Consider the following 20,566-nt stretch of genomic DNA (forward strand, 5'->3'; position numbering starts at 1 on the left):
TGAGATACCAGCAACAATGCACCAGTCGGGATCTTGTTGGCAAAGCCGGTTGTAAATATGGTAGCGGTTTCCATATCAATGGCCATGGCACGTAATTCTTTTAAATACTTTTTAAAGTCCTTATCATGCTCCCAAACGCGGCGGTTGGTGGTGTAGCAGGTTCCTGTCCAATAATCGCGTGCGTTATCACGTATGGTGGTTGATATGGCTTTCTGCAGGGCAAATGAAGGCAATGCGGGCACTTCTGCAGGCAGGTAATCGTTTGATGTACCCTCGCCCCTGATGGCCGCTATGGGCAATATCAGGTCGCCTACGTTGTTCTTCTTTTTCAAACCTCCGCACTTACCTAAAAATATCACAGCTTGCGGGTGTATGGCGGTTAACAGGTCCATTACTGTTGCCGCTACCGAGCTACCCATCCCAAAGTTAATAATAGTAATACCATCGGCGGTAACGCTTTGCATAGGCTTATCAAGCCCCATGATGGGTGCATTATCGTGCCATTGCGAAAACAGCTGCAGGTATTTAGAGAAGTTGGTCAGTATAATATATTCGCCAAAAGCATTAAGCGGCCGGCCGGTATAACGCGGCAGCCAGTTGGCTACAATGGCTTCTTTAGTTTTTAATCCTGATTTTACCGGTGATTGTACTTCTTTTGTCTTTTTTGCCGGGGTTGTGTTTTCGTCTTTCTTTACGTCTAATTCTTCGTTCATCTTTTTTTTCCTCTTTTTTGTGTGTATTTATATGTATAACAGGCTTTTTAAAAACCTTTTTATACAGCAAACCCCGGCTGCTCACCAGGGTTAGTGTGTAATATACGAAAATACTTTTATATTATCAAATTACTGTTAAGCTACCTTTAACTTTTTAAGGTCCGATTTTTCAAATTTGTCCAGTGCGTACTCCAGCGTTACTGTTAAACGTTTCACATCTTTTTTAGATGGAAACTCGAACATAGCGTCAATCATAATAGCCTCACAAATAGAACGCAAACCACGTGCGCCCAGTTTAAATTCCATTGCTTTATCAACAATAAAATCAAGCACATCGGCGTCAAACTCCAGCTTCACACCTTCGTATTCAAACAGTTTTTTGTACTGTTTAAGCAGCGAGTTTTTAGGCTCGGTAAGGATGTTATGCAGCGCTTCGCGGTCAAGCGGGTTCAGGTATGTTAATACCGGTAAACGGCCTATCAGTTCGGGTATCAAACCGAAAGATTTCAGATCCTGCGGGGTGATGTACTTGTATAGGTTTTTAAGGTCTATCTCGCTGTCGTCGCGTTTCATTTTGTAACCAACGGTTTGCGTACGCAGGCGGTTAGCAATCTTTTTCTCGATGCTATCAAACGCGCCGCCGCAAATAAACAGGATGTTGCTGGTGTTAACCGTTATCATCTTCTGGTCGGGGTGTTTACGGCCGCCTTGCGGTGGTACGTTAACCATGGTGCCTTCCAGTATCTTTAACAATGCCTGCTGCACACCTTCGCCACTTACATCGCGGGTGATGGATGCGTTATCGCTTTTGCGGGCAATTTTATCAACCTCATCAATATAAACGATACCGCGTTCGGCAGTGTTTACATCATAATCGGCAGATTGCAGTAAGCGGGTCAGTATACTTTCTACGTCCTCGCCTACATAGCCTGCTTCTGTTAATACAGTAGCGTCGCAAATACAAAACGGAACGTTTAAGACCTTAGCAAGTGTTTTAGCCAGTAAGGTTTTACCCGTACCGGTTTCGCCTACCATAATAATGTTCGATTTTTCTATCTCTACCTCATCCTTATCAATACGCTGGTTTAACCTTTTGTAGTGATTATATACGGCAACCGACAATACCTTTTTGGCATCGTCCTGCCCGATGATGTATTGGTCGAGGTGAGCTTTTATTTCGGCCGGTTTCAGCATAGCAGGTACCGCAGGCGAGGCCTTTACTTTACGTACCTTCAGCTCTTCTGCCAGTATCTCGTTTGCCTGGTCAACGCATTTATCACAAATGTGTGCGTCGAGCCCCGCAATCAGCATCAGGGAATCCTGTTTTCCTGCGCCACAAAACGAGCACCTGATCTCCTTGCTGTTCTTGTTCATTTTAATTATGGTTTAATCAAAAATAAGTATTTGATGGTTTATAACAAAACCCTCAACAGTTAAACGAGGGTTTTGTTAAGCTATGCTATACTTATTTATTTGTACTTGCTCTTAAAATTTCATCAACCATACCAAATTCTTTTGCCTCTTCGGCAATCATCCAATGGTCGCGGTCTGATGCATCCCAAACGGTTTGGTAATCAGTACCGCTATGGTCTGCAATGATCTGGTACAGCTCTTTTTTCAGTTTCGTGATCTCGTGGTAAGTGATCTCGATATCCGACTGCTGGCCCTGCGCACCGCCTGATGGCTGGTGTATCATTACCCTTGCATGTGGTAAAGCCGCGCGCTTACCTTTTGTACCTGCTACCAATAACACTGCACCCATTGATGCTGCCATACCTGTACAGATGGTGGCTACATCATTTGAGATGAACTGCATGGTATCATAGATACCTAAACCGGCGTAAACCGAGCCACCCGGAGAGTTGATATAGATCTGGATGTCGCGTTTGCTATCTGCCGACTGCAGAAACAGCAACTGAGCCTGAATAATGTTTGCGATATTTTCATAAATAGCATCGCCAAGGAAAATGATACGGTCCATCATCAAACGGCTGAACACGTCCATCTGGGCTACGTTCATCTGGCGTTCTTCGATGATATACGGCGTCATACCGGTAATACCGGCACCGGTAACAATACCTTGCGGGGCATTGCTGCGGTTTACACCGCCAATAAATCTATCTACATAGGTGCTGCTGATACGGTGGTGTTTAACAGCATATTTACGGAATTCGTTTTTATCTGGATTACTGTTCATGTGTATGTATTTTATTTGTTGTGGTACGGGCGGTTGCCCGCGATAAATATAGTTTTTAGTTGAATAGATTTTGTACTAATTAGTTTGATGAAAGTAAAAATTATTGCTCTTATAACACAAAAGCATTTGCTGTGGGCAAATGCTTTTGGTGAAATATATTTAAAACGTTTACTGTTATTATGCAGTAAGCTTGTTAAAATCGGTAAATAAAATCTCCTTTTTATCAAGCGTAATAACACTCTTAATATAATCAAATACCTTAAGTGCTTTTACCTGTTCAAATATTTTATTAGCATTCTCTTTGTTTTGCAGGTATTGTACAGTGTACTGGCCCAGTTGCTCATCTGTTAAAGCCTGCGGGCTGTACATCCTAAACTGTTGGTCTAAGCTGCCTTTTGCAAATTCAAATACTTCCTCGTATTTAATATCAATGTTATTATCCTTCATCAGCTTATTTTCAATAAGCGTCCATTTCAGGTTTTTAGCAAAATCGGCATAACCGCCTTCCAGCTCTTCGTCGGTCAGTTTTTCGTTGGTTGCTTTTAACCAGCGTTTTAAAAACGCGTCTGGCAACTCAAAACTTACCTTATCAATGCTATAGTTATAAATCTCGTCCTGCAGTTTGCGCTCGGCATCCTGGGTCATCATCATTTCTAACTCTTCGGTTATTTTAGCTTTGAAACCGGCTTCGTCGGTTACAACACCTTCACCAAATAATTTATCAAAGAACTCCTGGTTCAAATCGCCTTCTTCTAAACGGTTAACGTTTTTAACCGTTAGCTTAAAGTTCGATTTTAATTCAGCCGCTTCATCTTCTTCAATTTTTAATAAACCTGCAACCTTAGCTGCATCGTTATCAAAAGCTTTGTTGATGTCAAACACCAATTCGTCGCCTTTTTTCAAACCGATCAGCGATTTTTTAATCTTCGCATCCTGGATCTGATCTAAACGTACCGAAGCGGTATTGTTTATTCCATCCTCAAAAACAGAACCATCCGGAGAAAGCTGTGCTAATTCGGCATAAAGCACATCATCGTCTGCCGATACGTCAGGATTTGTCATTTTGCCATAGCTACGGCGGATATTTTTGATACGTGATGCTAATGTTTCGTCATCAACTTTTATCACATACTGGGTAAGTTTATCTTTTGATGAAAAATCGATATTAAACTCAGGCGCCAAACCAACTTCGTAGTTAAACTCAAAGTTATCGGCAAAATCCCAGTTGTATTCTTTCCTGTCATCTACTTTAGGTAAAGGCTGGCCTAATACTTCAAGCTTCTCTTCGTCTAAATATTTATTTAAAGTATCAGATAGCATGTTGTTGATCTCGTCAACCAAAATGCTTTTACCGTACATTTTTTTAATATGCGCAACAGGCACCATACCCGGGCGGAAACCCGGCATTTTTGCTTTCTTAGCATGGTCTTTCATTGCTTTTTCAACCCTTGGCTGGTAATCCTCCGGGGCGATGTTGATCTTAACAACTGTATTCAGGTTATCAATTTTTTCCTGTGATATATTCATCTTTTTTACCTGGTATTAAATTATTCTTTGTCCAAGATACAACCATTTGGCTGTACAAAATTCGAGGCGCAAAAGTATGAATTTATTTTTGAATTTAATTAGCTGCCCTGCTTGTTTTGAAATTTAACCACACTGTTTTTTACCGGCTTAACTGTTTTAAGGTAAGCATATATAGCGCCCAGGTCCTTTGTAGTCATACCGCCATATTTCCACCAGGGCATAATTGTTTGAAACTGCCCCGGTTTAACCGCTATTGGTTTTGCGGTGCCATTGGCATATTGTGTAAAACGGCTTATAAACTGCTCTTTACTCCAGTTACCAATGCCGGTTTCTTTATCGGGCGTTATGTTTGATGCCCGCACTAATGCACCACCGCCAAGGCCATATTCGTTGCCACCTGCAAGTTCCATTCCCGGTATTGGGGCGCCTTTATCGGCTTTGGTATGGCAATCCCGGCAGGCCGCGCTCTGCACCAGGTAGGCACCGTATGCTAAGGTATCCTGCTCGTTTGGTTTTTTGCCAGGCTCTGCTTTTTTAGGCATGGTGTTTACAATGATGTTCAGCGGGAAATTGAGCTTACGTTTTGGGTAGCTGGTTTCATGCGGCTGCAGGGTGCGGATGTAGGCGATGATATCATAAACATCCTCCGGATCCATCTTTGAGTATGATGGCCATGGCATGATCGGGAATATGGCCGAGCCATCTTTTTTTACACCTGTAGTAATTGCCCGGTATATCTCACCATCCGTCCAGCTTTTTAAGTTTGCCGGTGTAATGTTAGGCACATATACTTCGCCGGGGAAACTGACACGAGCATCGAATTTCTCGCCGCCGGCCCCTAACACCGCTGTGTCTATCGGTGCAGCAAATATATCCCATTTGCGGGTACTGTGGCAATCAACGCATACAGCAACGTGGTTTGCCAGGTATTTGCCATGTTCTATCCGCTGCGGGGTTAATTCAACTTTAATGTTTTGAGGTTTGCCAACATTTGGCAGGGCAAGGGTAACATATGATATAGCCGCCACAATTACAAGGGCTATACAAATGACGATATACGCCATCCATTTTTTAAACTTTTTCATGATGAGGTTAAGTATGTTTTTAAAATACAAATGACGGCTTTTGGCCGTCATTTGTTACACTCTTCATTAAAAAAATTTAAGTTTAATCTATCTTTTTTACCGATGAAGCGCCTGATTGATCGTTGTTTACCTTTGTTGGGTTACCACGATACTGGATATCTGATGCGCCGCTGGTATGTACATCCAGCTCGTTTAATACGTTTATTTTGCACTCGCTGGCGCCCGATGTGCCGATCTTGTATTTACCTACCACAAAATCAAGCGCTTCAACCTTACCTGATCCGCTCAGGTCAACTTCGTGCGATGCAGCCTGCCCTTTCAGATACACTTCTGTTGAGCCGCTGGCATCTGTACGTACCCGGCCTGCATAAAGCTCCATATCAATTTTGGTAGAGCCGGAAAGATCGAAGTTAAGGTCCTGTACAGTTAAACGGCCATCACTCCTTATTTCAACAGCACCCGATGCACTTATTTTATCAAGGTTTTTAACCCCTATTATCACAATAGTTTCGCCACTGCTGCAAATGTTACGGCGGCTGCGTAGCTTTAAGGTGCTGCCTTCTATATTGGTTTGTATATATTTAAACAGGTTATCATCGGTAGTAATTGAGATGGATTCCGAGCTATCCTGCTTTAAGGTAACCTTATATCCGCCTGATATATCTATTTTGGTAAAGCCTGTCATTTTGCGGGTTTCGGTACGTACGTTACCCGTACCTTTTACGCACCTGAAGCGCCTGCATGACGAGAAAAGGGTAATAGATGTGGCAGCTACCAGCAGTAATATTTTAAAGTTTAGTGTTTTCATAATAGTTTGTTTTGAGCGTTTGACGATGATTTATGGTTTTAAGTTACAGTAAAATTAAAAAAAGCCACCTATTAATCTGATGGCTTTTTGATATATGATAGACTTTTGCAAGGTAGTTGATTATAAACCAGCTAATTCATTTTGTTTTGCTTTAGCAACGCGGCCCGGCATTTGGTTTTTTGTAGCGTTTACTGCTATAAAATCTGCATGGTTAACGTTGGCAGCCTGTGCGTAGTTTAAGTTATAATCGTTTGCGTTACCGCTTAAAGTTGCTTTGGCATTATCGTTAACATTTACTGTTGCTTTGTAAGCATCTAATTTTAAGTCGGCAGTTGCAGTGTTGTATAAGTTAACTTCGAGGTCAAGTCTTTCTAATTTACCAAATGATTTTACTTCGGCATTATCATAAGCGCTGATAGCTTGTAAGTCGGCTGCTGTTACCCAAACCACTAATTTTTGGTTTTTGTATGATGAGATACGCAACACACCGTTCTGGCTTTGTACCAAAGCGCTTTCTGAGTAATATTTATTGTAAACTTTCACCTGGTCGGCAGCGCCGTCTGATACAAAAAGTTCAACATTTCCGTGGATCTCGATCTTGTTGATCTTGCTCACATTGGTTAAGGTTACACTTGCATCGTTGTTATTATTGTTAACGTTTGCATAAGAGTTTTTTGTGGTTACCACTGCCATAATCATTACGGCTACCATGGTTAATATTGTTGTTTTCATTTTATTAATATTTTGATTATGAATACTATAAGTTGTGTTATTAAATACATAGATATGACGATTGGCACGAAAAAACGTTACAGTGAAACGGCCTGTATTAGACACAGTGCGGGATATTGTCGGTGAATGGCAGAAAAGTGGCGGTGAACGGCAAAAGTTTTTTGATGTTCAAAATAACGGCAAATAAACAAGGCCTTTAATACTGTATCAATACCGAACAGGATGTGAATTGAACTGTTGGGAAGAGTCAGAAAATGGCGGAGAATTCCGTCGCCGCAGGGTCTCACATCGTGAACTCTGCGTTGCCTTCATACGGGCGCGGGGCCTCGTTCCGAAGATCTTGCGAAGACAAGATTTTCTTGCAGTTTGACTCTCCTCTGCCGCATTCTGGTGCAAAAGAGGAAATTAAATATTCGGCTTAAGCCGGTTGAGGACGTTTGACGGCGTTTTAAAACCGGTAGGCAGAACCGTATTCAAACAAAAAAGCCATCGCATGTGGCAATGGCTTACAGAGAATATATTTTGAACTTTTGCAGAAGTAACATTTACAGGATAGCTAATTCAGCTTGGTTGGCCTTTACAAATTTATTAGTTACTTTTTTACTGCTGTTAACGGCTGCAAGGTTGCTGTGGTTAACGGTTGCAGATTGATCTTGTGTTAAGTTGTAATCATTAACAGTACCGCTGATATTTGCTTTTGCACGGTCGTTTACGTTGATGGTTGCTTTGTAAGCGTCAAGGTTTAAATCGGCAGATGCAGTGTTGTACAGGTTAACTTCAAGGTCAAGTCTTTCTAATTTACCAAATGATTTTACTTCGGCATTATCATAAGCACTGATGGCTTGTAGGTCGGCTGCTGTTACCCAAACCACTAATTTTTGGTTTTTGTATGATGAGATGCGTAGCACACCGTTCTGGCTTTGTACCAAAGCGCTTTCGGAGTAATATTTGTTGTACACTTTTACCTGGTCGGCAGTACCGTCTGATACAAAAAGTTCAACATTTCCATGGATCTCGATCTTGTTGATCTTGCCCATATGGGTTAATGTTACGCTGGCATCGTCATTGTTATTATTGTTAACGTTTGCATAAGTGTTTTTGGTGGTTACCACTGCCATAATCATTACGGCTACCATGGTTAATATTGTTGTTTTCATTTTATTAATATTTTGATTGTGAGTACTATAAGTTGTGTTATTAAATACATAGATATGACGATTGGCACGGGTAAACGTTACAGCGAAACAGCCTGTATTAGACATAGTGCGGGTTATTGTCGGTGAATGTTAAAAAAGCAACGGTGAACGGGGGAAGAATTTTTTGAAGCCAGAAGGGATGGAGAGAAGGTAAGAATCAGGAGCCGGGACAGGGCTTCGTCTTTCAACTATGCAACCTCCTTGTCATCTCGAACGAGGAACGAGGAGAGATCTTTTACAATTGCCAAGTGACGAACTTGCGTGTACTCTTATCGCTTGTAAAAGATTCCCCCCTCTCTGCTGCGCAAAGTTAACTCGCAGTCGCTTGGCTCCAGCCGAGTGACGACTATTCGGCGGCATCTTGCCGCTGTAAACTAAATTTTGCGGCCGGAGGCCTTATAATAATAATCACTCGGCTGGAGCCGAGTGATTGCAAAAGGTTTAGACATAGTAATATTAATATGAGAATGATAGCGACATTTTGCCAGTAGCCAATTTTAAAATCAACTGATTAACAGATAATTACCAGTGTTCACAAGCGTTCACGGCAGTGAACATGAACGCTTCTCCTTTCCGTCCTGCGCGAGAAAAGGCAAATGACAATCCCCTAAAACAAAAAAAGCCATCAGTTGAACTGATGGCTTCCAGAAATATATATTGAACTTTTGCAAAAGTAATGCTTACAGGATAGCTAATTCAGCCTGATCTGCCTTTACCATTTTATTGGTTACTGTTTTGCTGCGGTTAATGGCTGCAAGGTTGCTGTGGTTAACGGTTGCAGATTGATCTTGTGTTAAGTTGTAATCATTAACAGTACCGCTGATATTTGCTTTTGCACGGTCGTTTACGTTGATGGTTGCTTTGTAAGCATCAAGGTTCAAATCGGCAGTTGCAGTGTTGTTCAAAGTTACATCAAGATCTAATCTCTCCAGGGTACCGAATGATTTAACTGTTGAGTTGTCGTTCGCTACAATGGCTTGCAGATCGTTAGCAGTTACCCAAACCACTAATTTTTTATCGGTGTATGATGATATACGTAACACACCGTTCTGGCTTTGTACCAAAGCGCTTTCTGAGTAGTACTTGTTGTAAACTTTTACCTGATCAGCAGTACCGTCAGATACGAACAGTTCAACGTTTCCGTGTAATTCTATTTTGTTGATTTTGCTAACGTTTGTTAGTGTGGTGCTTACTTCGCCATTGTTGTTATTGTTAACGGCTGCAAAAGTTGATGTTACTGTACCTAATGCTAAAGTGAAGATGGTTGCTATGGTTAAAAACTGAGTTTTCATGTTATTATTATTTGATTGTGAGTGTTTTATTATTTTTCTAATTTTTAAATACACCCATATGACGCCACCAGTTAAGAAACGTTACAGCGATTTTGGCTGTATTAGATGTACGGCCTGTTTATGTCGGTAAACGGGCTGTTTATGACGGTGAAAAGACAGAATATTTTTGAAACGGGCAGTCTAACCCTCTTTGCGGCAGGGTGCATAAAAGTCTTAAAGATCGGAAAGTGGGCCTACACGAATATGTTTTTTGCAGATTAGGAATATAAAAGCAGGTTAAGTGCTACTTGTCCAGATCATCCTGCGGGATAATTGCCTTGCGATACCGCGATACCTTTTCAAAAAGCATATCGGGCACAAAGGGCTTGGTCAGGTAATCGCATATGCCGGCCTCGTATGCTTTGCTATGGGTTTCGGGCATGGCATCGGCTGTAAATGCTATAACGGGTATATCCGGGTGGCTTTGTTTGATTATGGCTGTTGCCGCAAACCCATCCAATACGGGCATCTGCAAGTCCATAATTATCATATCGTAATTACCTGCATTTACCATATCTACTGCAATTTGCCCGTTTATAGCTTCGGCCACATTTGCCTGCCATTTTCGCAAAAACTTCGAGGCTATCATTAGGTTCATTTTATTATCATCAACCACCAAAATATTCATACCATGAAGGTTCGGTGGCAATATCAGGTCATTAACGGTGGTTGCGGCATGCTGTATGTCGGCAATTGGGGATGCCATTGCAAAACGTATATTAAAAGTGAACCTCGCGCCTTTACCTAAATCGCTAAATACATGTATGCTGCTTCCGTAAAGCTCTATCAACCGCTTGGTAATTGCAAGCCCAAGGCCTGTACCGCCATAATTGTGCGTAATGGTTTGCGGCCCCTGTATAAAAGGGTCAAAAACAATAGCCATGTTTTCGGCAGCAATACCTATGCCTGTATCGGCCACAGTAAATTTTATCAATACTTCGTTCTTGCTTATCTCCTGTTCCTTTTCGAGCGAGATAGTTACCTTCCCTTCCGGCGTAAATTTAACTGCATTACTTACAAGGTTTATCAATATCTGGCCAAGGCGTATCTGATCGCCCATCAGGTATTCGGGGATACTACTATCTGCTAACAGTTCAATTTCCAAATTTTTCTCTACCGCTTTTGAATAAAACGACTGCCTGATATTGTGTACCAGCTGATGTATATTAAAAGGCATGTTGCTCAATTGCAGCTTCCCGGCCTCTATCTTATTATAATCTAAAATATCGTTAATAATGGCAAGCAAGTTCTCACTGCTAAATTTAAGTGTGTTCAGATACTCCAGTTGCTCGGGCTTTGGGCTTTCTTCAAGCAACAAATTGGTGGTACCAATTACCGCGTTCATTGGCGTACGAATTTCGTGGCTCATGATAGACAGGAACTCCGATTTAAAATGAGAAGATCGCTCAGCCTGCTCTTTGGCCGTTATCAGTTCCTGCCTCACCTTTTGTTGTACGGTTATATCTTCGCCAATACTGGTAGTTTCTTTAATGTTGCCGTTCTCGTCATAACTAACCGTATTTTGCCAGCTAATAGTACGCAGTTCACCGTTGCGGCATACTATAGGGTTTACGTAATGGGCTTTAATACTGTTATTTTTAAACCATGTGTTCAATATTTCCCGGTGTTCGCCGGGCACAAAATGCTCCATCCAGTTCATACCCAATATTTCCATCTGGCTATACCCTACCAGGTTGGCCAGGTATTTATTACAGAATATCACTTTGCCGCCGGCATCCAATGATAAAGCCGCAAGTTTAATGGTTTCAAGCACCAGGCGGTATTTGTTTTCGGTACGGCGGTAATCTATCTCTGCTTGCTTGCGTTGGGTAATATCCTGCAGGGTGCCAATAATTTTGCGCACGCTACCATCCTCCCGGTACATTAATTTACCGGTAATAACACTTATATGCTTAATATTTCCTTTAGGGGTAATAATGCGGTATTCATAAGATGAACCACTGTTATCCCCACTTTTAAACAGGTGGTTTACTATATACCTGTCATCCGGATGGATACATTGCAGCAACGTTTTACCAAAGCGCGATGAAGATTCAACGTTGGCGTCTACCTCATAAATAGAATTCACCTCATCGCTCCATGATAATATTTTTAGAGTACTGTCCCATTTCCAGTTACCAATTTTTGCTATGGTTTGGGCTTCCAGCAGTTCTGCCTGGCTCACTTTTACAGCTTTTTCTGCCAGTTTGCTTTCAGTAATATCCTGTATAATACCTACTACCCGCTTCAGGCCGCCAGTTTCATTTAATAATAGGTCACCACGCAGTACACGCAAATATTTTAAATTGCCTTTAGGGGTGATGAATTTATGTTCAAGGCTACCCTCGGTTACTGAACTGATATTGGTTAGATACTTTGCAGCGGTTTCGGTATCATCCGGATGTACCATGCTCATGTAATACTCAAACCGGGCTGTTCCTTCAGGAGCGTTATCAACCTCCAGTATTTTAAAAAGGCTTTCCGACCAATAACCCTCTTGAGTATCGCTATCATACCACCAGTTGCCTGTTTTGGCAATATCCTGGGCTTGCAGCAGCAGGTTCTTGTTCTCTGTTAAGGCATCTGCATGTTTCTTTTGTTCAGAAATATCCGTAACAGACACAGATATGCGTTTGATATATTTACCGGTAACATCAACTACAGGCGATGCCTTTGCCAAAAACCAGCCCGGCTCGCCGTAAACTGAAGGAAACTCTATGCTGGTAGTTTTATTATACTTTAAAACATGATCATAAACTTCTAAAAAGGGTTTTGCCCTTTCCGGACCGATAGATTCGAGCAAGGTTTTATTCAAAAAATCTTCGGCTTTTAAATAATCCGGCGATTGGGGGCCGAACCATACATTTATACAGGTACCCTTCTCATCAAACTCAAAAATGGTATCATTTATAGAGCTGATAAGTGCATGCATCTGCTGCTGGCTATTCCTTAGTTTTTCGGCATTTGTTATTAGCGATTCGTTTAGCTGAATAATATTGTTAACAGCTTTTTTAAACTGCATTTTGTATGCCAGCACCACCAAAAACGACACATAAGCTATAAGCGTAAAAATGCACAATAATATAATTAACACGTTTACAGAAATGTTAACTTTTGGGGCAGTATAATAAGCGGCCACCACCGCGGCTATATTTAACAGGGTTACGCCTACAAACTCGCTCCGTTGCTTGCAAAAAAGGGTTACGGCAATAAATATGGTAATAGAACTAAAAACATAAACATGCTCAAAACCGTTAACACCTAAGAGTATAAAGTTATTTACAAACAGGCATGAAACTATGGTGACATATACCATAGCTTTAAGAAACACTCTGCTTTTATCGTAAGATAGGGCCAGTGTTGCCAAACAAAAAGCACAGTTTATTAAACGCAGCCAAATAGGGTCGTATGAGTTATCATAACACAAATAATGCAATGCCGGGCTGGCTATTAGTAAGCCTAGTAATATAAGCCTGTAAATAGTTATGTCGTTTTCAATTAAAAGCAGCGCTCTATTTTTAAAAGACATATACCGGGGGGAGTTTTTTATTTATACCAAACAATATTGGGAATAACAACATATTTACTTAATAAGAATTTTACAAAGAGTAAATATATCTTAAAGGCTATTAATACGCAGATTTATTTACATTTGTTGCAAATACTATTTTTTCTATGTCTGAAACTGCACAATTAAAAATTGGTGATAAAACCTATGATCTGCCTGTTATAGAAGGTACCGAAGGCGAAAAAGCTATTGATATTTCTAAACTGCGCGACCAGAGTGGTTATGTTACTTTAGATATTGGCTATAAAAATACCGGCGCTACAAAAAGTGCCATTACATTTTTAGATGGCGAAGTTGGTATACTAAAATATCGTGGTTACCCTATTGAACAACTGGCAGAAAACTCAACCTTTATTGAGGTTGCTTACCTGCTGATATATGGTAAACTGCCTACCGCCGAGCAATTACAGGCATTTGAGTTTGAGATAAGCCATCATACCCTTGTACACGAGGATATGAAGAAGTTTTTTGACGGTTTCCCGTCGGGTTCACACCCAATGGGGCAATTATCGTCATTAATTGGTGCTTTAGCCGCTTTTAATCCGGCATCATTAAAACAAGGCCTGTCTGCCGATGAGATCAACATAGAGATCATCAAGCTTATTGCCAAAATGAGCACCATCGTATCTTGGATCTACAAAAAATCATTGGGGCATCCGGTTATATACCCGCGCAACAAGCTCGATTACGTAACCAACTTTATGCACATGACCTTTGGCCAGCGTACCGAAGATATTGAGATAGACCCGGTTGTAGTAAGCGCCATGAACAAACTACTGATATTGCATGCAGATCATGAGCAAAACTGTTCAACATCTACTGTGCGTATTGTAGGTTCATCAGATGCTAACCTTTACGCATCTATATCTGCAGGTATCTCTGCGCTTTGGGGCCCGCTTCATGGTGGTGCCAACCAGGCCGTGGTAGAAATGCTGCAAAAAATAAAAGAAGATGGCGGCGACGTTGATAAATGGGTTTCTAAAGCAAAAGATAAGAACGATCCGTTCCGTCTGATGGGCTTTGGACACCGTGTTTATAAAAACTTCGACCCACGCGCCAAGATCATTAAAAAAGCCTGCGATGATATCCTGGAGAAATTAGGCATCAACGATGAAACTTTAGAGATTGCCAAAAAACTGGAAGAAGTTGCTTTGAGTGATCCATATTTTGTTGAGCGCAAGCTTTACCCTAATGTAGATTTCTACTCGGGTATCATTTATACAGCGCTTGGTTTCCCAACAGAAATGTTCACTGTATTATTTGCTTTAGGCCGCCTGCCGGGATGGATTGCCCAGTGGAAAGAAATGAAAGCAAATAAAGAGCCTATCGGCCGGCCGCGCCAAATCTATGTTGGCGAAACCGATAAAAACTACACTGATATTAAGGATAGAAAATAAATTCGGCGTAACCCTCTTTGCGCAGCAGAGAAGGTGGTCGAGCGAAGCAATGACCGGGTGAGTAAGATCACCGACTGCTAAAATAAAATTATTAAAGCCCGCCGCACGACGGGCTTTTTTGGTAGAAACCAGTTAGGATGAAAGCAATTGTATTTTTCTTTTTATTGTCACCTGTTTATTTGTTACAAACCGATAAACAATTAAACGTTGCGACCAGAACCATGGCTCGACGCATTTATCCAGGATTTGCTTTAAAGTCCGAGGATTCTATCTTGGTCTATAAAGGCAATCGTTATTTAATATGGACGAAAGAGTATTTTAATGAAAATGGCGAAATAAAAAGAGCAATAGTTAATCATGATATTGATTATATGGATTGGTCGAGAGAGGAGATGTTGAAAGATAAATTTTTTTTTAAGAATTACGAACTCGATCCATTTATCAATGTGATAATTCTTAATAACAACCAGTTAAAAATAAATACAGCCCAAGCCCATATCGACTTTATCCACAATCCAAAGAAAAAAATTTGGTATTCCATTCCTGGTAAAAAAGATATTCTTTATCAGATAGTATATAGATAAGTAAATGACGCCACGCGAGCTATTAAAGCAATACTGGGGACATGACAACTTCCGGCCGTTGCAGGAAGAGATCATCAATTCGGTATTGCAGGGTACGGATACTTTAGCTTTACTGCCAACCGGCGGCGGTAAATCGGTATGTTTCCAGATCCCGGCCCTTGCGCAGGAAGGCATCTGTATCGTGGTATCGCCCCTTATCGCGCTGATGAAGGACCAGGTAGAGAACCTGAAAGCAAAAGGTATCGAAGCCATGGCCATCGTATCGGGTATGGGCAAGCGCGAGGTGGATATCGCTTTGGATAACTGTGTGTACGGCCCGGTAAAGTTTTTATACCTCTCGCCCGAGCGCTTACTGTCTGACCTGGTGCGCGAGCGCATCAAATACATGAAGGTAAACCTTTTCGCGGTTGATGAGGCGCATTGTATCTCGCAGTGGGGGTATGATTTCCGCCCGTCATACCTGCGTCTTGCCGACCTGCGCGAGCTGCACCCTAATATGCCTGTGCTGGCGCTTACCGCTACAGCAACTGCCGAAGTACGGGAGGATATACAGGAAAAACTCATCTTCAAAAACGGCACTGTTTACCAGCAAAGTTTTGAGCGTAAGAATTTAAGATACGTGGTACAAACCACCGAAGATAAACTGCGTAAATTATTAGACGTGGCAAAAGGCATTGGCGGCAGTGGCATTGTATATGTACGCAGCCGTAAAGAAACCTTCGAAATTGCCAAATTTTACCAGCAGAACCATATTAAGGCCGATTATTACCACGCGGGGCTACCTACCGACGAACGTTCTGAAAAACAGGAGGCATGGAAAAATAACCGCACCCAAATTATAGTGGCTACCAACGCCTTCGGGATGGGGATTGATAAACCCGACGTTAGGTTTGTGATACATAAGGATGTGCCCGATAGCCTGGAGGCTTACTACCAGGAAGCGGGCCGTGGCGGGCGCGATGAACAACGGGCTTACGGGGTGCTTTTATACAACCCTACCGACAGGATAAAGCAGGAAAAGAAATTCATCCAGAATTTCCCCTCGGTGGCAGAGATTAAACAGGTTTACCACCAGTTAGGCAATTACTGCCAGCTGGCTTATGAGGCCGGCGAAGGGGTGAGCTTTGAGCTTGACCTGGGCGATTTTTGCAGTCGTTTTCAACTGGATGCCATTAAAACGCTCAATGCCCTTAAATTTTTAGAGCAGGACGAATACCTCGCTTTTAACGAAAGTGTATTCCTTCCATCACGTTTCCGGTTTGAGGTATTGAACGAGGAACTTTATAACTTCCAGATCCAAAACCCGGGCTGGGATCCGTTCATCAAAACCCTGCTGCGGTCATACGGCGGCTCGTTCGAGAATTACGTGCGCCTAAAGGAATTTGACCTTGCCCGCCGTACCGGCATGAATACCCAGCAGGTAATACAAGGCCTGCAGCAATTACAGGATTTTAACCTGTTAAGCTACCTGCCCCAAACTGATAAACCGCAGATAACCTGGCTTAAATCGCGCCAGCACGCCAATAATCTGTATATTAATAAGGTGTTTATTGATCAGCGTAAAGAAACCTACCGCAAAAAAATGGAGGCCGTATTTGCCTACGCCGAACATAAACGCTGCCGCAGCCAAATGCTGCTGAGCTATTTCGACGAGCCCAACGCCAGTAAATGCGGGGTGTGTGATGTTTGCCTGGAAGAACGCCGACAAAAAAATGCCGAAGAGATATTTGATGATATCACCAACGAGATAGTACAACTCCTCAGTACCGACACCCGCACAATAGACGAATTAATGACATCTTTAAAGCTCGGCACCGAAAAAGAAAAGATCCAAACCATCCGCCTGCTGCTGGACGCAGGCAAGATCAAAACCGACGGCGGGAATTATTATTTGTAAACTATCAGTCTGCCCCACAATGTCATCCTGAGCTTGTCGAAGGATTTGCACAGATGCTAATGGTTCGGCAGGCTCACCATGACAAACTAATTTACTTGCCATCCTGAGCGATAGCGAAGGATCTGTTAGCAAACTATGCAATCGCCTAAATGCATATCGGCGATTAGATGCTTCACTATGTTCAGCATGACAAATGTTTATTAGTTCGTCCGTATCGCTTCTACCGGGTCAAGTTTTGAGGCAAAGTATGCCGGTATAATACCTGATAATACGCCTATGGTAACAGAAATACCAATACCATAAATAACATTCCCTGCATCCAATACTACCTGTATATCAGCCACAGCTTTTACCGCAAAGGTACCCAGGTAAACAATAAACAAGCCTATTAGTCCGCCCATAAGGCATAGCGCAATTGCTTCTATTAAAAATTGCAGTAATATAAAGTAGTTTTTAGCACCCAATGATTTCTGGATGCCGATAATATTGGTACGTTCTTTAACCGATACGAACATGATATTGGCTATACCAAAACCGCCTACCAATACCGAGAAGAAACCAATGATAAAACCACCTTTATTGATGATGCCAAAAAGCTGATCGAGCTGATTGGTTAGGATAGTGGATTTATTTAACGAAAAATTATCCTCGCCACCCGGGCGGATGCTGCGGATAGAGCGCATTAAACCACGCACTTCGCTTTCTACTTCCACATCGCTCAGGTTATCCTGGCCGCGTACAACTATTTGCGGGTTATATTTTTCGTTCTCAATATCAATAACGTTTTTGGCAAAGTTTAACGGCAGCAATATCTCGTTATCGCTGGTGATGCCCAGCATATCTTTTCCCTCTTTGGTAAATACACCAATGATGGTAACCTTGCGGCCCATAATTTTTATCTGCTTGCCAACGCCTGTACCACCAGGGAAAAGCGCGTCGGCTATATCGGCACCAATAATGGTTACCGGCGCACCCGTACGCGACTCGATATCGGTAAAATACCGCCCGTCCTGAAAGTTAAAGTTCCAGGTTTTATCATGATCGTGCGATACAGCATCTATCTGGGCACCATCAACCGTATGGCTTTCGTATTTAACGGTACGGTTATCAATGCTTATCTCGTATGAAAGGGCTTTTGCTGTTTGGCTGCGGCGGCTTAACTGTTCAAAATCGCGCAGTTTTGGTACCGGCCTTTGCATATATTTCCACCATGGGAAGTTATCCTCGCCTACCCATGGCCACTTTTGTACGTATATGCTGTTGCTTCCTAATTTATCAACGCTTTTTTGAAGGTTGTTACGCAAAGTATCAACCGCCGATGATACCGCTATAATGGTAAAGATACCTATGGTTACCCCCAATAACGAAAGCATGGTGCGCAGCTTATTTTGCCTTAACGCATCATATGCAAACAGGAAGCTCTCGCGGATAAGTTTTAGTAGTATCATATCGTTATTTTGATGTAACCCAGGGCTGCCGGATAATGGTTTTTTGCCCCGACCCCCAACAGTATTTGTTAGACTGTGTTAATGCTGTTAAGTTACAGTAAATTTCTATTTAAATATTAACTGTAATGCGACGCCAAAAAAAGGCGTGGAAAATAACAAAAAATCCGTACATTTGCGCCCTGAAAATTCATATATATAAGCATGAAATTATCTCAATTTAAATTCAATTTACCTGAATCATTAATTGCACATTCTCCGTCAGATATACGTGACGAATCACGTTTAATGGTTTTACACCGCGATTCGGGCAAAATTGAGCATAAAATATTTAAGGATGTTTTAGATTACTTTGATGACCAGGATGTAATGATCCTGAACAATACAAAAGTATTCCCGGCACGTATGTATGGCAACAAGGAAAAAACCGGCGCCACCATTGAAGTGTTCTTACTGCGCGAGCTAAACAAAGAACTTCGCCTTTGGGATGTACTGGTTGACCCTGCCCGTAAAATACGCGTAGGTAACAAACTTTATTTTGGCGATGACGATTTACTGATTGCCGAAGTTGTTGACAACACCACATCACGTGGCCGTACCATCCGCTTTTTGTTTGACGGTACCGACGAAGAGTTTCGCCGTAACGTGGAGATATTAGGTGAAACACCACTGCCAAAATATATAAAACGCAAGGCTACTGCCGATGATAAAGAACGTTACCAAACCATATTTGCCAAACATGAAGGTGCGGTTGCCGCCCCTACTGCAGGCCTGCACTTTAGCCGCGAGCTTATGAAACGCCTTGAACTAAAAGGTGTTGAGTTTGCCGAGGTTACCCTGCACGTTGGTTTAGGAACCTTCCGCCCGGTTGAGGTGGAAGATCTGACCAAGCACAAAATGGATTCTGAGCAGTTTATCATCGAAGAGAAACAGGCTAATATTGTTAACCGTGGTATCGAAAGAAAAAAACGCATTTGTGCTGTTGGTACAACATCAATGCGTGCGGTTGAATCAGCAGTATCTGCAGGTAAAATATTAAAACCGGCAAACGACTGGACCAGCAAGTTCATTTTCCCGCCATACGAGTTTAGTATAGCAAACTCTATGATCACCAACTTCCACACACCAGAGTCTACATTATTGATGATGGTGAGCGCATTTGGCGGTTACGAGCATGTAATGAACGCTTACGAAGTAGCGGTAAAAGAAAAATACCGTTTTTACAGCTACGGCGACGCGATGCTGATTATCTAACATCGAATTTCGAATTTATAATACAAAATGTCATTCCTATCCGGAGTGACATTTTTTTTGGTTATCAAATTGTAAATTAGCCACGCATGCAACCCACAAATCCGAAATCCGAAATCCGAAATCCGAAATCTACCTATGCCATCATCGTAGCCGGTGGTTCGGGCAGCAGGATGCAGTCGGCGCTGCCTAAGCAGTTTATTGAGCTTTGCGACGAACCAGTACTGATGCATACCATCAGGGCGTTTTATAACAGCCAGTCATCACCACAAATTATTTTGGCTTTACATGGCAGTTATCATGAGCTATGGACACAGCTTTGTGCTAAACACAACTTTACTATTCCGCATAAAATAATTACCGGCGGCCAAACACGTTTCCACTCTATCAAGAATGCAATTTATAGTATTGCAGACGATGATGTATTGATTGCCGTACACGATGCCGTGCGGCCCCTTGTAAGCGCCGATATCATTAATGAGGCCTACGTATGTGCCGCAGAGAACGGAACGGCTGTAACGGCCGTTAAAAGCCGCGACTCGATAAGGCAGGTAAAGGATAATGGATCTGTAAGTTTAAACCGAGACAGCATCTATTTGGTGCAAACCCCGCAAACTTTCCAATCGGCTATTCTTAAAAAAGCCTATGAACAACCTTATACCGACACTTTTACCGATGATGCCTCTGTTGTAGAACAAAGCGGTGTAGCCATTACTTTGATAGAAGGATCTTACAGCAATATCAAAATCACCTTCCCCGAGGATATTATAATTGCCGAAGCACTTATAAACAAAAAAAGCCACCAGCGTTAAGCTGATGGCTACCTTTATCCGAT

Annotated in this window: 16 protein-coding genes; 5 read left to right on the forward strand and 11 right to left on the reverse strand. The window is 42.1% G+C overall.

Translation table 11 applies throughout. The features are described from left to right. The 10 genes from WC615_RS09845 to WC615_RS09890 all read right to left on the reverse strand — a co-directional run. The coding region (locus WC615_RS09845; protein ID WP_372977933.1) for an AMP nucleosidase at window positions 1-713 on the reverse strand (713 nt) is incomplete at its 3' end. Window positions 714-848: 135 nt separating this feature from the next. Continuing rightward, on the reverse strand, window positions 849-2,087 hold the full coding sequence (gene clpX / locus WC615_RS09850) for an ATP-dependent Clp protease ATP-binding subunit ClpX (protein WP_372977934.1): 1,239 nt from the start codon (window positions 2,085-2,087) through the stop codon (window positions 849-851). 91 nt (window positions 2,088-2,178) lie between these two features. Beyond that, entirely contained in the window at window positions 2,179-2,910 is a 732-nt protein-coding gene (locus WC615_RS09855) for an ATP-dependent Clp protease proteolytic subunit (RefSeq protein ID WP_067058011.1), read from the reverse strand. A 177-nt stretch (window positions 2,911-3,087) separates the two neighbouring features. Beyond that, window positions 3,088-4,437 carry a trigger factor gene (gene tig, locus WC615_RS09860; RefSeq protein ID WP_372977935.1) on the reverse strand — a complete coding sequence of 450 codons (1,350 nt, stop codon included), beginning with the start codon at window positions 4,435-4,437 and terminating at the stop codon, window positions 3,088-3,090. 98 nt (window positions 4,438-4,535) lie between these two features. Beyond that, window positions 4,536-5,522, reverse strand: coding sequence for a cytochrome c (locus tag WC615_RS09865; protein ID WP_372977936.1), 987 nt, complete (start codon window positions 5,520-5,522; stop codon window positions 4,536-4,538). Window positions 5,523-5,604: 82 nt separating this feature from the next. Beyond that, window positions 5,605-6,330, reverse strand: coding sequence for a head GIN domain-containing protein (locus WC615_RS09870; RefSeq protein WP_372977937.1), 726 nt, complete (start codon window positions 6,328-6,330; stop codon window positions 5,605-5,607). A gap of 120 nt (window positions 6,331-6,450) precedes the next feature. Further along, window positions 6,451-7,062: a GIN domain-containing protein gene (locus WC615_RS09875; RefSeq protein WP_372977938.1), complete on the reverse strand. Its 612-nt coding sequence runs from the start codon at window positions 7,060-7,062 to the stop codon at window positions 6,451-6,453. Window positions 7,063-7,607: 545 nt separating this feature from the next. Next, window positions 7,608-8,219 (reverse strand): GIN domain-containing protein, encoded by a 612-nt coding sequence (locus WC615_RS09880; protein WP_372977939.1) that lies wholly within the window; start codon window positions 8,217-8,219, stop codon window positions 7,608-7,610. Window positions 8,220-8,938: 719 nt separating this feature from the next. Beyond that, complete coding sequence (locus tag WC615_RS09885) at window positions 8,939-9,550, reverse strand: GIN domain-containing protein (RefSeq protein WP_372977940.1); 612 nt, start codon at window positions 9,548-9,550, stop codon at window positions 8,939-8,941. A gap of 283 nt (window positions 9,551-9,833) precedes the next feature. Continuing rightward, a complete protein-coding gene (locus WC615_RS09890; RefSeq protein ID WP_372977941.1) occupies window positions 9,834-13,118 on the reverse strand; it encodes a PAS domain S-box protein in 3,285 nt (1,094 codons plus the stop codon). Window positions 13,119-13,264: 146 nt separating this feature from the next. On the opposite strand from WC615_RS09890, the gene WC615_RS09895 reads away from it, so the two are divergent. The 3 genes from WC615_RS09895 (at window position 13,265) to WC615_RS09905 (ending at window position 17,035) form a co-directional block, all read left to right on the forward strand. Further along, window positions 13,265-14,554 carry a citrate synthase gene (locus WC615_RS09895; protein WP_372977942.1) on the forward strand — a complete coding sequence of 430 codons (1,290 nt, stop codon included), beginning with the start codon at window positions 13,265-13,267 and terminating at the stop codon, window positions 14,552-14,554. 137 nt (window positions 14,555-14,691) lie between these two features. Then, entirely contained in the window at window positions 14,692-15,138 is a 447-nt protein-coding gene (locus WC615_RS09900) for a hypothetical protein (RefSeq protein ID WP_372977943.1), read from the forward strand. Window positions 15,139-15,142: 4 nt separating this feature from the next. Continuing rightward, window positions 15,143-17,035 (forward strand): ATP-dependent DNA helicase RecQ, encoded by a 1,893-nt coding sequence (locus tag WC615_RS09905; RefSeq protein WP_372977944.1) that lies wholly within the window; start codon window positions 15,143-15,145, stop codon window positions 17,033-17,035. 200 nt (window positions 17,036-17,235) lie between these two features. Here WC615_RS09905 and WC615_RS09910 read toward each other — a convergent pair whose 3' ends face one another. Continuing rightward, window positions 17,236-18,483 carry an ABC transporter permease gene (locus WC615_RS09910; RefSeq protein ID WP_372977945.1) on the reverse strand — a complete coding sequence of 416 codons (1,248 nt, stop codon included), beginning with the start codon at window positions 18,481-18,483 and terminating at the stop codon, window positions 17,236-17,238. Window positions 18,484-18,684: 201 nt separating this feature from the next. On the opposite strand from WC615_RS09910, the gene queA reads away from it, so the two are divergent. Further along, entirely contained in the window at window positions 18,685-19,734 is a 1,050-nt protein-coding gene (queA, locus tag WC615_RS09915) for a tRNA preQ1(34) S-adenosylmethionine ribosyltransferase-isomerase QueA (RefSeq protein WP_191176233.1), read from the forward strand. A gap of 86 nt (window positions 19,735-19,820) precedes the next feature. Further along, window positions 19,821-20,543, forward strand: coding sequence for a 2-C-methyl-D-erythritol 4-phosphate cytidylyltransferase (locus tag WC615_RS09920; protein ID WP_372977946.1), 723 nt, complete (start codon window positions 19,821-19,823; stop codon window positions 20,541-20,543). Window positions 20,544-20,566 lie beyond the last annotated feature (23 nt).

The organism is Mucilaginibacter sp. (assembly GCF_041663085.1).
In the GTDB taxonomy this organism is placed as follows: Bacteria; Bacteroidota; Bacteroidia; order Sphingobacteriales; family Sphingobacteriaceae; genus Mucilaginibacter.